The 14,111-nt window shown below is 65.0% G+C and carries 13 protein-coding genes; 6 read left to right on the top strand and 7 right to left on the bottom strand.

Annotated elements, in window-relative coordinates; translation table 11 throughout:
• Positions 1-894, bottom strand: coding sequence for an alpha/beta hydrolase (locus ACEN8I_RS05885; RefSeq protein ID WP_413327320.1), 894 nt, complete (start codon positions 892-894; stop codon positions 1-3).
• A gap of 190 nt (positions 895-1,084) precedes the next feature.
• On the opposite strand from ACEN8I_RS05885, the gene ACEN8I_RS05890 reads away from it, so the two are divergent.
• The 4 genes from ACEN8I_RS05890 (at position 1,085) to ACEN8I_RS05905 (ending at position 5,356) form a co-directional block, all read left to right on the top strand.
• A complete protein-coding gene (locus ACEN8I_RS05890; RefSeq protein WP_413327322.1) occupies positions 1,085-1,987 on the top strand; it encodes a LysR family transcriptional regulator in 903 nt (300 codons plus the stop codon).
• Positions 1,988-2,070: 83 nt separating this feature from the next.
• Positions 2,071-2,478: a DoxX family protein gene (locus ACEN8I_RS05895; protein ID WP_413327324.1), complete on the top strand. Its 408-nt coding sequence runs from the start codon at positions 2,071-2,073 to the stop codon at positions 2,476-2,478.
• A gap of 120 nt (positions 2,479-2,598) precedes the next feature.
• Positions 2,599-4,158 carry a DUF1800 domain-containing protein gene (locus tag ACEN8I_RS05900; RefSeq protein WP_413327326.1) on the top strand — a complete coding sequence of 520 codons (1,560 nt, stop codon included), beginning with the start codon at positions 2,599-2,601 and terminating at the stop codon, positions 4,156-4,158.
• A gap of 13 nt (positions 4,159-4,171) precedes the next feature.
• Positions 4,172-5,356, top strand: coding sequence for a DUF1501 domain-containing protein (locus ACEN8I_RS05905; RefSeq protein WP_413327328.1), 1,185 nt, complete (start codon positions 4,172-4,174; stop codon positions 5,354-5,356).
• Between the two features lie 20 nt (positions 5,357-5,376).
• On the opposite strand, the gene ACEN8I_RS05910 is transcribed toward ACEN8I_RS05905, so the two are convergent.
• The 4 genes from ACEN8I_RS05910 to ACEN8I_RS05925 form a co-directional block, all read right to left on the bottom strand.
• Positions 5,377-6,273 carry a sigma-70 family RNA polymerase sigma factor gene (locus tag ACEN8I_RS05910; protein ID WP_413327330.1) on the bottom strand — a complete coding sequence of 299 codons (897 nt, stop codon included), beginning with the start codon at positions 6,271-6,273 and terminating at the stop codon, positions 5,377-5,379.
• An 18-nt stretch (positions 6,274-6,291) separates the two neighbouring features.
• Entirely contained in the window at positions 6,292-6,747 is a 456-nt protein-coding gene (locus ACEN8I_RS05915) for a carboxymuconolactone decarboxylase family protein (protein ID WP_413327332.1), read from the bottom strand.
• A gap of 161 nt (positions 6,748-6,908) precedes the next feature.
• Complete coding sequence (locus tag ACEN8I_RS05920; RefSeq protein WP_413327335.1) at positions 6,909-7,712, bottom strand: isocitrate lyase/PEP mutase family protein; 804 nt, start codon at positions 7,710-7,712, stop codon at positions 6,909-6,911.
• Between the two features lie 104 nt (positions 7,713-7,816).
• Positions 7,817-8,590, bottom strand: a complete 774-nt coding sequence (locus ACEN8I_RS05925) for a hypothetical protein (protein WP_413327337.1) — start codon at positions 8,588-8,590, stop codon at positions 7,817-7,819.
• A 143-nt stretch (positions 8,591-8,733) separates the two neighbouring features.
• Between ACEN8I_RS05925 and ACEN8I_RS05930 the strand changes: the two genes are divergently transcribed.
• Complete coding sequence (locus ACEN8I_RS05930; RefSeq protein ID WP_413327339.1) at positions 8,734-9,912, top strand: fumarylacetoacetate hydrolase family protein; 1,179 nt, start codon at positions 8,734-8,736, stop codon at positions 9,910-9,912.
• A gap of 22 nt (positions 9,913-9,934) precedes the next feature.
• The gene (gene queC, locus ACEN8I_RS05935) at positions 9,935-10,657 is read left to right on the top strand and encodes a 7-cyano-7-deazaguanine synthase QueC (RefSeq protein ID WP_413327342.1); all 723 of its coding nucleotides are present in this window, start codon (positions 9,935-9,937) and stop codon (positions 10,655-10,657) included.
• Between the two features lie 41 nt (positions 10,658-10,698).
• On the opposite strand, the gene ACEN8I_RS05940 is transcribed toward queC, so the two are convergent.
• Entirely contained in the window at positions 10,699-12,306 is a 1,608-nt protein-coding gene (locus ACEN8I_RS05940) for an MFS transporter (RefSeq protein WP_413327344.1), read from the bottom strand.
• Positions 12,299-14,110 carry an ABC transporter ATP-binding protein/permease gene (locus ACEN8I_RS05945; protein ID WP_413327346.1) on the bottom strand — a complete coding sequence of 604 codons (1,812 nt, stop codon included), beginning with the start codon at positions 14,108-14,110 and terminating at the stop codon, positions 12,299-12,301. The genes ACEN8I_RS05940 and ACEN8I_RS05945 overlap by 8 nt, the downstream gene beginning before the upstream one ends.
• Position 14,111: the final 1 nt, after the last annotated feature.

Consider the following 14,111-nt stretch of genomic DNA (forward strand, 5'->3'; position numbering starts at 1 on the left):
TCAGGCCTTGGGCGCCTTGCTGCGCATGTTGCTGAGCACGCCCGCGAAGAAGTCCTGCACCGTGTCCACGCAGGCCAGGCCGTTGTGGGGAACGTTGTCGACCAGGTCCAGGGTGACCTGGACGCCGGCCTTGGCAAAGGACTGTCGCAGGGTTTCCAGCCGCTCGGGCCGCGTGCGCCCGGCGTCGTTGGCACCGGGCATGAAGAACTTGCCGCCTTCGCGGTGGGTGATCTCCCAGGTCTCCATGTCGGCCTTGCCGACCACCATGTGCACCGGCAATGCCTTGAGCGCTGGCAGGTTGAGGGCCTTGCCGAAGCGCTTTTCAAAATCACGCACGCCCACCCACCAATCCTGCTCGAAGTCGAGCAGCGTGACCGAACCCGGCGCGCCTATGGACAGGGCCCAGAGGCGCTCGGGATGCAGCAGGCCGAAGCGGTTGACGAATTGGCCGCCGCCGGAATAACCAAAGAGTGCGAATTTGGAAAAATCACAGCCGAACTTGACCGCCACCTCGTCGACCATGCTCAGCAGGATCTGGTCGTAGCGGATGTCGGCCTCGCGCAGGTGCTTGAAGCCGTCGCGGTTGCCGTCGCCCTGCGGGCCGGCCGGGAACAGCGGGCACAGCACGATGCAGTCGTTCCACTTGGCGAAGGCGGCAAAGGCGTCGCGGTACTCGGTGAAGGCGCGGCCCGTGCCGTGCACCACGACCACCAGCTGCATGGGCTGCGTGGATTCGTGCAAATGCGGCGGCGCATAGGTGCAATAGGAAAAGCGCGGGTCGGTACGCGACGCAAAAATCGTGCTGTGGCCCAGGTCGTAAATCGCCGCTGCCCGTTTTTCACCGAAAGACAGGGTTGAAGCCGTTGCGGCATTCGCTGGGAGCACTTCAGGCATACACATCATCACCCACAAATAAGACTCGAAAGCGGCCGGTTCTGGGCCGCGCTGCAAGCGTGGGTGGGCAAGACATCTGACCGTCACACAAGCCTGTTAAGGCGGATTGTTCTCCATCCAGTTTAAAAAATATATCTATATTATGTTTTGAGATGCTAAAGTTATTCTTTTGTATTGAGGTCCATCCCACGTGAGCACCATACGTTTCCTGAGGACCTTTCTGGTCGTGGCGCACGGCGGCTCTTTCGCCGCGGCGGCCGACCGGGTCGCCCTGACGCAGGCGGCGGTCGGGGTGCAAATGCGCGCGCTGGAGACCGAGCTCAAGACCGTGCTTTTCGAGCGTTCCGGGCGCGGCGTGGTGCTCTCGGACGCCGGCCGCGCGCTGGTCGCGCATGCCGAAAAAATCATCGGCTACTACGACCAGATGCGCGAGGGCCTGGAAGGCGAGGGCGAGATCGCCGGCACCGTGACGGTGGGCTCCATCGTCACGGCCATGGGGTTGCTCTCGAACACCGTGGTGCGCATGAAGCCGCTCTACCCGCGCCTCAATGTGCGCCTGGTCATGCAGGAATCCAGCGGCCTGGCGCGCAGCGTGCAAAGCGGCGAACTCGACGCCGCCATCTTTGTCGACGACTCGCCGCTGGAGCGCAAGGGTATGCGCTGGACGCCGCTGTACACCGAGCCGCTGACGGTGGTCGCGAGTTCGCAGGTCGCGCCGCCGGGCAGCGACTTCAAAAAACTGCTGCGCGAGCAGCCTTTTTTGCGCTTCGACAGGCGCACGCCCAGCGGCATACGCATAGAGCAGACCCTGCGCAAGCTGGGCCTGGCCCCGCAGGATTTCCTGGAGCTCAGCTCGCTGTCGGCCATCATCGAGCTGGTGCGCCAGAACGTGGGCGTCACCATCGTGCCGCATGTCAAGAACGCCGACTGGGCCAATGACGCGCTGCTGCGCGTGCTGCCGCTGCCGGGCCGGCCGCCGACGCGGCTGATCGGCATGCTGGAGCAGGGCAAGCGCGAGCACATCACCTCGGTGATACGCCAGCACCTGGTGCAGCTGCTGGCCGAAAAAAGCGCGGCGCCTGCCGCACGCTGAGGTACGCATTGGCAACTTTCCGCCGTGCCCGCTGAACTTTTCGGCGCCGCCCCCGTCACACATCCTTTTAACGGAGGATTCCCATGGCGTTTGCCAGCAACAACCCACAACTCACGTCGCGCGCGCTGTCGGTGCTTCGCATTGTTTCGGCCTATTTGCTGATCCAGCATGGCACGGCCAAGCTGCTGGGCTTTCCCCACGTGGCGTATTTCGACGGGTTGCAGGTGCTGTCGCTGATCGGCTTTGCCGGCATCCTTGAACTCTTTGGCGGCGCGCTGCTGTTGCTGGGCTTGTTCACGCGACCCGTGGCTTTTATGCTGTCGGGCCTGCTGGCATTTGCGTATTTCATCGGCCATGCCTCCAAGGGTTTTGTGCTCTCGCCCATGCTCAACGGCGGCGAGTCGGCTGTGTTGTTCTGCTTTGTCTTCCTGTTCATGGCCGCCGCGGGCGGCGGCGCATGGGGCATTGACGCGCTGCGCGCCAAAAAGTAAGCGGCTGCGGCACGTGTTGTTACAGCGCCGGGCTGAGCCCGGCGTAGTCGCCGTGGCCTGCTGAGGCGTTGTTCATGGATGGGCTGCCGTTGTTGGCTGCTGTGACAAGATTCGTGATCTATGACCCAACACCCCATTCCCCGATTTTCCCCCCGCAGCCTGGCCTGCCTGGCTCTGGCCCTGACGCTGGCGGGTTGTGCGGCGCCCGGCGCGGATACATCGGATAGAGGCCGGCAGGCTGCGCCAGCCGATGGCTACCTGTGGGTCAACCGCGTGACCTGGGGCGCCTCTCCTTCGTCGGTGGAGCAGATCGCCCCCAAAGGGTTTGACGCCTACCTGGCTGAGCAGCTTCACCCCGGCGCGGCGAAACTGCCTGAGGCGGTGGCGGCGCAGATCAGCGCGATGACGATCAGCCAGCGGCCCATGGTGGCGCTGGTGCAGGAACTGGAGCAGCGCAACAAGGAGGCCAATGCGCTGGCCAACGATGACGAAAAAAAAGCGGCTCAGCAGAGCTTTCAGGCCGAGATGAACCGCCTGGGGCGTGAGGCCGCCACGCGGCATGTGCTGCGGGCCCTGTATTCGAGCAACCAGGTTCAGGAGCAGATGACCTGGTTCTGGATGAATCACTTCAGCGTTCACCTTTACAAAAGCAACATCCGTCCCATGCTGGGCGACTACGAGGAGACGGCGGTGCGGCCCAGGGCGCTGGGCAAGTTCAGCGAGCTGCTGCGCGCGGTGGTTTACCACCCGGTGATGCTGCGCTACCTGGACAATGAGCAGAACGCGGCCGGCCGCATCAACGAAAACTTCGCGCGCGAGCTGATGGAGCTGCACACACTGGGTGTGGACGGGGGGTACAGCCAGCACGATGTGCAGGAACTGGCCCGCGTGCTGACGGGTGTGGGCGTCAACCTGCAGGCAGGCAACCCAACGCTGAAACCCGAACTGCAGGCGTTGTATGTGCGCCGCGGCCTGTTCGAGTTCAACCCGGCAAGGCATGATTTCGGCGCCAAGCAGTTGCTGGGAAAACCCATCACCGCCAAAGGCCTGCCTGAGGTGGACGAAGCCATCGACCGCCTCGCCCGCAGCCCGGCCACGGCCCGCTACATCAGCCGCAAGCTGGCGCAGTACTGGTTGGCGGATGCACCGCCGCCGGCGCTGGTGGATCGCATGAGCCAGACTTTTCAGCGCAGCGACGGCGACATTGCCGCCACGCTCAAAACGCTGCTGGGCTCCAGCGAATTCGCGCAGGGCGCCGGCCGCAAGTTCAAGGACCCCATGCATTACGTGATTTCCGCCGTGCGCATGGCCTATGACGACAAGCCCATCCTCAATGCCGGGCCCATCATGAACTGGCTCAATCGCATGGGCGAGCCGCTGTATGGCCGCCAGACCCCCGACGGCTATCCCATCGCTGAGTCGGCCTGGGCCAGCCCGGGCCAGATGGCCACGCGCTTTGAGATTGCCAAGGCGATCGGCTCGGGCAACGCCGGGCTCTTCAAGACCGAGGGGCCGCAGCCGGTGGAGCGCGCGGCCTTTCCGCAGCTCGCCAATGCTCTGTACTACCAGTCGGTGGCCAGAACCCTGAGCCCGGCCACACGCCGGGCGCTGGAGCAGGCCGCTTCGCCGCAGGAATGGAACACTTTTTTGCTGTCGTCACCCGAGATGATGAACCGCTGAAAGGAATTGCCCCATGAACAGACGCGATCTTGTCAAAGCCGCAGGCGCCGGCGCCATGTCGCTGGCGGGCGGCCGCTTGTTTGCCGCGGGCAGCGGCCAGCCGCGCTTTCTGTTGGTGTTTTTGCGCGGCGGCTATGACGCGGCCAGTCTGCTGGTGCCGGTGGGCAGCAGCTTTTATTACGAGGCTCGGCGTGACATCGCGATCCCCAGGCCATCGGCGGACCAGAACACCGCGCTCCCCCTTGACGTCGACTGGGGCCTGCATCCGGCCTTGCGGGAAAGCATTTACCCGATGTTCCAGAAAGGCGAGGCGGCGTTCATCCCGTTTGCCGGCACGCCCGACACCTCGCGCAGCCACTTTGAAACACAGGACAGCATAGAGCTGGGCCAGCCGCTGGACCAGAGCAGGAACTACCGCTCGGGTTTCCTCAACCGGCTGGCCGCCACCTTGCGCGGCGCCGAGCCCATGGCTTTCACCGACCAGTTGCCGCTGGTGTTCCAGGGCACGGCACGCGTGCCCAATACGGCGCTCAAGTCAATCGCCAAGCCCTCGCTCGATGTGCGCCAGAGCCAGATCATTTCCGCCATGTACCAGAACACCGCGCTGGCCTCGGCGGTGAACGAAGGATTCACCGTGCGCGACGAGGTGATGCGCGAGATGTCCGCTGAAATGGATGCGGCCAACCGCAACGCAATTTCCGCCAAGGGGTTTGAGCTGGAGTCCCGGCGCATCGCGCGGCTGATGAAAGAGCGCTACAGCATCGGCTTTGTCGACGTGGGCGGCTGGGATACGCATGTGAACCAGGGCGCGGGCACCGGTTACCTGGCCGGGCGTTTTGACGAACTCGGCCGCGGCCTGGCGGCCTATGCCAGTGAAATGGGGGCAATGTGGAAAGACACGACGGTGGTGGTGCTCAGCGAGTTTGGCCGCACCTTCCGCCAGAACGGCAACCGCGGCACCGACCACGGCCACGGCACGGTGTACTGGGTTCTGGGCGGCGGCCTGCGCGGCGGCAAGGTCGCCGGCGAACAGCTCAAGGTTGACGCGCCTTCGCTGTTTCAGAACCGCGACTTCCAGGTGCTGAACGACTACCGCGCGGTGCTGGGAGGGCTGATGGCGCGCCTGTACGGACTGGGTCCGGCGCAGACCGAGCAGATCTTTGCCGGCATCAAGTCCAGGGACCTGGGGCTGGTCTGACGCGACCGGCCATAGGCGCCCTAGGCCACGGCCTCGGGCCCGAAGGCCAGGCCGTCGAGCTTGTCGGGGTTGCGCATGATGTAGATGTTGGTGGCCTTGCCTTCTTCGTTGTAGGCGAAGGTAATGGCCGCGGCGATCTCGCCGTTGTTCGCGCGCAGCAGGATGGCGTGGCCGCCGTTGATCTCGCAGGGCAGCCATTCGTAGGCGGCCCAGTAGCGCGCCAGCTGGGTGCTGATGAGCGTGAGCACGCTGCCCTTGCCCTGAAAAACGCCTTCGATGGAACTGACCTTGCCGCCGCTGTCGGCGCAGACGGCGATGTCGTCCGACAGCAGGCTGGCGAGCGCGTCGGTACTGCCGGCGGTGATGGCTTCACGGAAGGCGTTGAGCAGGCCGTCCTGCACCTGGGGCGGCGTCACGTGCCGCACCTTGCCCTGGGCGATGTTGACGCTGGCGCGCGAGACCAGCTTGCGGCAGGCGGCCTCTTCCATGTCCAGCATCTCGGCTATCTGGGGATAGGGCGTGTCAAAAATCTCATAGAGCAGGTAGGCGGCGCGCTCCTTGGGCGTGAGCCGCTCCAGCAGCAGCAAAAAAGCCATGCTCAGGGACGAGGCCAGCAGCGCATGCGTTTCCGGTGTTTCGTCGGTGCTGGTTTGGATAGGTTCGGGCAGCCAGGTGCCGACATAGTCGACCCGGCTGCGTTGGGCATCGCGCAGCATGTCTATGCAATGCCGCGTACAGAGGGTGGTGAGCCAGGCGGCAGGCGTTGCGATACTCGCGTGGTCTGCCGCCAGCCACTTGATGAACACGTCCTGCACGGCGTCTTCGGCATCGGCCCGCGAACCGAGGATGCGGTAGGCCAAGCCGAACAAATGCTTGCGCCTTTCTTCAAACACGGCGGTTGGGTCGATGGTGCTCATGGTGCGCCTTAGCTTCGCTCAGTGTGCCGAAACCTGGATGCGGTTCCAGAGGTTGATCATGCCTATGGTAGCGGTCAGCGCGCCGATTTCCCTGTCGCTGAAGAAGGCGCGCAAGCGGCCGCGCAGGCTTGCGTAGTCGGTCTTGTGGTCGAGTTCGGTCAGCGCTTCGGTCCAGGCCAGCGCGGCTTTTTCGGCTTCGCTGAAGTCGTTCACATGGGCCCAGACGACGAGGCGGTCCAGCCTGTCCTGGGTTTCGCCGTCTTCACGGGCTTCGCGCAGGTGCATCTTGACGCAGAAGGCGCAGCCGTTGATTTGTGAGGCGCGCAGGTGGATCAGGTGGTGCAGTTTTTTGTCCAGGCCCAGGCCGCCTATGGTTTCACTGGCCTTGAGCAGGGCGGGGAAGACTTCGGGAATGGCGAGGTCGATGCGGACGGGGGCGGTGTTGGCGGTGGTGGTTGCCGTGGTGGCAGTCATGGTGTTTTCCTTTAAAAACGTTAAAAGTTGGGTGTCACACCGTATTGACGATCCTGCCTTGCCGTTTGTGACGCCTGGCCCCAAAAAAGACCCTCATCCATGAAAAAATCGCCTGAACCCCGGAAGGATTCAGGCGATGGCAGTGGGGGCGATGGCTGGAGTCAGCGGTCGGTCGCCAGCAGGGCGTTCATCGCCGAATAGTCGAGCTTGGGGCCCAGCAGCGGCGACAGGTCTTGTTTGAGCAAGGCCTCGACGCTGGTTTTGGCGTGTTCATACGCCACCTGGAAGGGGGCCGGCCCCACGCTGAGGCGCCGCACGCCGGCCGCCTGCAGCGCGGCGATGGCGGGCAGTCCAGGCATGGCCATCAGGTTGAGCGGCATATTGACGGCCGCGCTGATTTCCTGCGCTTCGGGCAGGGCCGTGAGGCCGGGCACAAAAGCGCCGTCGGCGCCGGCCGCCTGGTAAAGCTTGAGGCGCTCCACACTGGCCTGGGCCGGGCTGCCTTCGACCTTGAGCCGTCGCAGGTAGACGTCGGTGCGCGCGTTGATGAAGAGCGGCTTGCCTTTGAGCGCGGCACGTATGGCGCCTATCTTGCCCGCCAGCAGCGCGGGTGCATCGCTGCCGTCTTCGATGTTGATGCCCACGGCGCCTTTGCCCGCAAGTTCGGCGGCCAGCCGGCCGACTTCAGCCGGGTCGGCGCTGTAGCCGTCTTCCATGTCCACGGTCAGCGGCAATTTCAGGACACGTGTGATGTTGCCGACGGCGTGCAGCAGTTCTTCAGGCGGCAGCGCGCCGCCGTCGGCATAACCGCAGGCCCAGGCCAGGGAGGCGCTGCTGGTCGCGACGGCGCTGGCGCCCGCGGCTTCAAAAATCCTGGCACTGGCGGCATCCCAGGCATTGGGCAATAGCAGCATGCTGCCGGCCTGGTGGAGGTTCAGGAATTGCTGGTGGTGAAGGGCGCGCATGGGGTGTCTCCGCTGGAAAAAGAGGAAGCCACCAGCTTAGCAAGGCGCGGTGCCATCACCGGCCATTTCTCGCCCTATATACGCGGCACTTCGCGGGGAAGCGTTTAGCCCCTGCGGAATTCCACTTCAAAACCGGCCAAGCCCGCGTAGTCGAATTTGAGGGGCTGGCCGGTCGGCACCGTGAGCACGCCGGCATAGGAACCGGTGATGACCGCCTGGCCGGTCTTCAGGCCCAGGCCGCGCTCGCGCAGGAAATTTGCGAGCCAGTAGAGCGGCGCGCGCGGGTGGCCGTTGGGGTGCCTGGCTTCGGCGCTTTGGGTGGGCTGGTCGCCGGCCTGCCAGCGCAGTTCAAAAGCCGCGGCTTCAGGTGCCGCCAACTCAGGCCCCAGCCACAGGCCGTTGTTGACCAGGCCGTCGGCCAGCATCTCGGGAAAGGGCAGGCCCATGGGATCGGCATAGCGGCTCGCGCAGATTTCGAGTGCCGCATGCACGCAGCCTACAGCCGCGTTAATCTCGGCCTCGGTGTAGGGCTGCTCCCGCACGGGCAAATCCTTCGCCAGCACAAAGGCCAGCTCCGGTTCGACCTTGACGCCGTCCAGGTCCCTGTCCGCCGGAAAAGCCACGCTGCACACCGCGGCGCGGCTGATGGCAGGCTGGTAAATCGGCGCCACCACGAGTTTGCCGGGGCTGGGCGGCGAGGCCTTCCAGCCGCCCACGGCCTGGCCCAGGCTGCGCATGACGGCAAGCTGCACCTGCCAGGCGTCCTCGAGCTCCAGCGGGCGGCAGCTTTCGGGCAGGCGCGGGCCGGGCTTGGCGCTGTTTCGCCGGGCGGCGAGTTCCGTGGCGGCTTGCGTGATCTGTTCGGGGGTGAGTGGCATGGGTGTCGGGGAGAAGGTGGGGCTGCCTGCGAAGGCGGGTGGGCATTTCAGTGTAGCGGCGCCGGCGGCGGCCCGACCCCTGTAGTATTGGCGGCCTGAGCCGATTTTGGCGCACTGTTTCATCCAGCAACCCATTCCTCATCATGAAAAACTCCCTGAGCCTTGCTTCCGCCCTGCCTGTTGATGCCGCCGACGCCCTGCTGGTCGGGCGCGTATGGGTGCAGGGCAGCGGGCCGGTGCTCGCACTGGTCACGCCTGAGAGCGTGTTCGACCTCTCCAGCGTGGCGCCGACGGCCAGCCAGTTGCTCGAGCTGCCCGGCGTGGCCAAGGCTGTGCGCGCCGCCGCGCCCTCACTGCCACGCCTGGCGGGCACGGCCGAGGTGCTGGCCAATTCCGCGGCCGATGCGCGCAAGCCCGCGCTGCCCTGGCTGCTGGCGCCCTGCGACCTGCAAGCGCTCAAGGCGGCCGGCGTGACCTTTGTGGCTTCCATGCTGGAGCGCGTGATCGAGGAGCAGGCGCGCGGTGACGCCAGCAAGGCCGAGGCGGTGCGCAAGGCGGTGGTCGGCGTGATCGGCGACAACCTCAGCAGCATCAAGCCCGGCTCGCCCGAGGCCGACAAGCTCAAGGAAGTGCTGATCGCCCAGGGCGTGTGGTCGCAGTATCTGGAAGTGGGCATAGGCCCCGACGCAGAAATTTTCACCAAGAGCCAGCCGCTGAGCGCCGTGGGCACGGGCGCCGAAGTGGGCATACACCCGCACAGCCACTGGAACAACCCCGAACCCGAGATCGTGCTGGCCGTCAATTCGCGCGGCGAGACGGTGGGCGCGGCACTGGGCAACGACGTCAACCTGCGCGACTTCGAAGGCCGCAGCGCTTTGCTGCTGGGCAAGGCCAAGGACAACAACGCCTCCTGCGCCATAGGCCCTTTCATCCGCCTGTTCGACGACAAATTCAACATCGAGCACGTGCGCCGCAGCGACCTGAACATGACGGTCACCGGTACCGAGGGTTTTGAAATGAAAGGCGGCAGCTCGCTGAGCAAGATCAGCCGCGACCCGCTGGACCTGGTGGCCCAAGCGATAGGTGCCAACCACCAGTACCCCGATGGCTTCATGCTCTTTCTGGGCACCATGTTCGCCCCCACGCAGGACCGCCACGGCCCGGGCCAGGGCTTTACCCACGTGGTGGGCGACGTGGTGACGGTGGCCACGCCGCAGCTGGGTAGCCTGGTCAACCGCGTGACCACCTCCGACAAGGCCGCGCCCTGGACCTTCGGCATTTCGGCGCTGATGCACAGCCTGGCGAAGCGAAAACTGATTTAAGCGCGGCAAGGAGGCGATCGGCATGCATACATCCGCACTCGTGCTGTTTTCCGGCGGGCAGGATTCCACCACCTGCCTGGCCCTGGCGCTGTCCAAGTACGAACGCGTCGAAACCGTGGCCTTTGACTACGGCCAGCGCCATAAGGTGGAGCTGGAGGCGCGCCTCAACGTGCTGCGCGAAATCAAGGCACAGTTCCCGCAATGGGCCTACAAGCTCGGCGAAGACCATTTGCTGGACCTGGCGGTGCTGGGCCAGGTCAGCGACACCTCGCTGACCCGCGATGTGGCCTTCAAGATGGAAAGCTCGGGCCTGCCCAACACCTTTGTGCCGGGGCGCAACCTGCTGTTCCTCACGCTGGCGGCGGCGCTGGCCTACCGGCGCGACCTGCAGGTGCTGGTCACCGGCGTCTGCGAAACCGATTTTTCGGGCTACCCCGATTGCCGCGACGACACCATCAAGGCCATGCAGCTGGCGCTGTCGCTGGGCATGGACAAGCGCTTCCTGATCGAAACCCCGCTGATGTGGATAGACAAGGCCGACACCTGGCGGCTCGCGCACGACATCGGAGAAAAGTCAGGCCAGCCGCAAGGCGGCGAGGCGCTGGTGAACCTGATCATCGAGCACACCCACACCTGCTACCTGGGCGACCGGGTGCACCGGCATGTGTGGGGCTATGGCTGCGGCAGCTGTCCAGCCTGCGAGTTGCGAGCCAGAGGATTCGAGCGCTACGCGGCGGGAGGCTGAGCCTCTTGCTCCTTCCCCCAGCGGGGGAAGGAGTCAAATCCTCACAAGCTGTCTATCACGCAGCGCGTGACCACGGGCGGTTCCTCGCCGATATGAAACGCCAGCTTGCGCTCCCGCAACACCACATCGCTCGCGGTGACGCGGTCGAAGCGGCGCAGGTGCTCGGTCCATGATTCGTCGACGATCTGCTCGACAAAGCGGCCGGGCTTGTTCACGTCGCGCAGCAGTTCCCATTCGAGCGCGCCCTGGCGCAAACGGCTGCGCCGGCTTTCCTGCATCAGGGCGCGGAAGTCGTCGGCGCGCGCTGGGTCTATCAGGTATTCAATCGTCACCACCACATTGCCCACGCCGGGCGGCTCTTCGGCCACGGGCGCCTTGAACTGGCGCGAGGGCGTCATGTCCTCCTCGATGCTGAGGTCGGACACCAGGCGCTGCGCCACCAGCATCACCACCGTGCCGCTGGCGGCGGCGACCAGCAGGCCGGTGGAGACGCTGCTCAGGGTGGATACATGGCCCCACAGCGCCGCGCCCGCGGCGCTGGCGCCCATGATGGCCATCTGGTACATGGACATGCCGCGCGCGCGCACCCAGTCGGGCAGGGCGAGCTGGGCCGACACGCTGAGCGAATTCGCGCAGGTGATCCAGGCCATGCCGTTGAGCATCATGGCCGGCACCGCTACCCAGGCGTTGGGGGCAAATGCCATGACGGCCATGGAGGCCGACTGCAGCATGGTGGAGCGCATCACCAGCACGTCGCGCGGCATCATCTGGCGCAGCCGCGGCAGGTTGAGCGCGGCGACGATGGCACCCGTGCCCATGGAGGCCAGCAGCAGCGTGAAGGTGCCGGCATCGCCACCGTGCAGGCCGCGCGCCACCAGCGGCAGCAGCGCCAGCAGGGCGGTGGAATGGAAAAAGAAGATGGCGATGCGCAGCAGCACCGCGCGCAGCCGCGCCGACTGGCTGACGAACTGCAGGCCCACGCGCATGGCGCTGACCAGGCGCTCGCGCCCCAGCGGGCTGGGCGCGTGGTCGCGCCGCCAGCGCATGATGACAAAACCCGAGATCACCGACAGTACGGCGTTGAGCACAAAGACGTATTCGGTGCCGGCGCCGGCGATCAGCGCGCCGGCCACCAGCGGGCCGACGATGCGCGAGGCATTCATGGACACGCCGTTGAGCGCCAGCGCGGCGGGCAGCTGCACGCGCGGCACGAGTTCGGGCACGATGGCGGCAAACACCGGCCAGCGCATCGCCAGGCCCACGCCGTTGGCAAAAGTGAGCGCCAGCAGCAGCGGCGGCGTCATCACGCCCGAGATCACGGTGATGGACAGCAGGGTGGCCACCACCGCCACCCAGAACTGCGTCATGATGAAGTAGCGCCGCCTGTCCAGGATGTCGGCCAGCGCGCCGCTGGGCAGGCCCAGCAGGAACACCGGCAAGGTGGAGGCCGACTGCACCAGCGCCACCCAGATCGGCGAGGTGGTCATGGAGGTCATCATCCAGGCGGCCGCCACGTCGTTCATCCACATGCAGATGTTGGCGACCAGCCAGGTGCTCCACAGCATGCGGAACACCGGGCGCTTGATGGGCGCCCAGGCCGAGAGGTCGGCGGGCTCCGGCGCGGGAGCCCTGGACATTTCTTCAGGCATGCGCGGCGTTTCCTGGGGGGAGCTGGGTGGCCGTCAGTTTGTACAGGGCATTGGAGCCCGGCGGCTGTTTTTCAAGCGTCCACTGCCTGTCGTGGAAGGCCGCCACGTTGGGCCGGTGGGCAATGGAGATGATGGCGCCGCCCGACGATTTCACGAGCGCGAGCAAACGCTCGTACAGCGTCTTTTCGGCGGTTTCGTCGAGTGCGCTGGTGGCTTCATCGGCGAATATCCACTTGGGCTTTTTCAGCAGCACGCGCGCGATCGCCAGGCGCTGCTGCTCGCCGCCCGAAAGCTTCTGGCTCCAGGCGTCTTCCTGGTCAAGCCGCGCCGCCAGGTCGGGCAGCAGGGCCTCCTCCAGCGCCTGCCTGAGGGCGTCATCGCTGTAGGCGGTGGCGGGTTCCGGATAAGCCAGCGCATCGCGCAGCGAGCCATTGGGGAAATAGGGATGCTGCGGAATGAACATCGCATTGCTCGGTTTGGCGATGCTGCCGCTGGCAAAAGGCCAGATGCCGGCAAAGGCGCGGAACAGGGTGGACTTGCCGCTGCCCGAGGGGCCCTTCAGAAGGATGTGGTCGCCGGTGTGCGCTTTCAGCGAGGTATCGGCCAGCAGCACGACGCCCGTAGGCAGTGCCAGCTTGAGGCCCGTGGATTCCAGCGTGTTGGACGGCGTGGTGACAAGGCTTTCATTGTCCTGGGTCTGCGCGACCATGCTGTCTTCAAAACTGGTCAGTCGGTCGGTGGTCGCGCGCCAGCTGGCGAGCGTGTCGTAGTTGTCCACAAACCAGCTCAGTGAATCCTGGACCTTGCCGAAGGCCTGCGATATCTGGATCAGTTCGCCGAGCTGGATGGCGCCGCTGAAGAACCGCGGTGCCGCCACAAGGAAGGGGAAGATCACGGCGGCCTGGCCGAAGAAACTCTGGAACCAGATGAGTTTTTTGTTGGCGCGTATCAGGTTCAGGTAGTTGGCGAGCACCGTCGTGAAGCGCCCATCGAGCTGGCCGCGTTCCACCGCCTCGCCGTTGTCCAGCGCGATGGATTCGCTGTATTCGCGCACCCGAACCATGTGGTGGCGAAAATTGGCCTCGTAGCGTTGCTGCAAGAAGTTCAGTTTGATCAGCGGCCGCCCGATGTAGTGCGCCAGCACGCTGCCGACCACGCAATAGGCAAGCGCGGCCCAGACCATAAAGCCCGGAATGGTATAGCTGCTGCCGCCCAGGGTGAATCCGAAGGAGCCTGAAAGCGCCCAGAGGATGCCGACAAAGCTGACCAGCGTCACAGCGGCGTTGAGCAGCCCCATGCTCAGTGAAATCGTGGCCGTGGTGAAGGAATGCACGTCTTCCTGGATGCGCTGGTCGGGATTGTCCGGACTTTCGTTGGCATTGGCCGCGGCGGTATAGCGGCCAAGCTCCATTTTGTAGAAGGCGCGGTGCGACAGCCAGCGGCGCAGGTAGTCGCGTGTCATCCAGGCGCGCCAGCGCATCTGCAGCAACTGGGTCAGGTAAAACTTGTAGACGGCGACGATGATCGCCCCAAAGGCGAGGTAGCTGAATCGGCCCATCTGCTGCCAGAAGACCGTTTGGTCCTTGTTCTGGAGCGCGTCGTAAAACACGCGGTACCAGTCGTTGAACTGCACCGCCATGTAAACCGTGCCCAGGTTGAGCAGCACGATGGCCAGCAACAGCAGGCGTGCCTTCCATTTTTCTTCCGATCGGAAGTAGGGCGCTGAAAGCGCCCAGACCCTTGCGCAAAATTGTCTGAAAGCGCTGAACTTGGCGAGCAGGCCGGAAGGGGGCGTCTGGTTCATG

This window comes from Polaromonas sp. CT11-55 (genome assembly GCF_047303325.1).
Classification (GTDB): Bacteria; Pseudomonadota; Gammaproteobacteria; order Burkholderiales; family Burkholderiaceae_C; genus Polaromonas.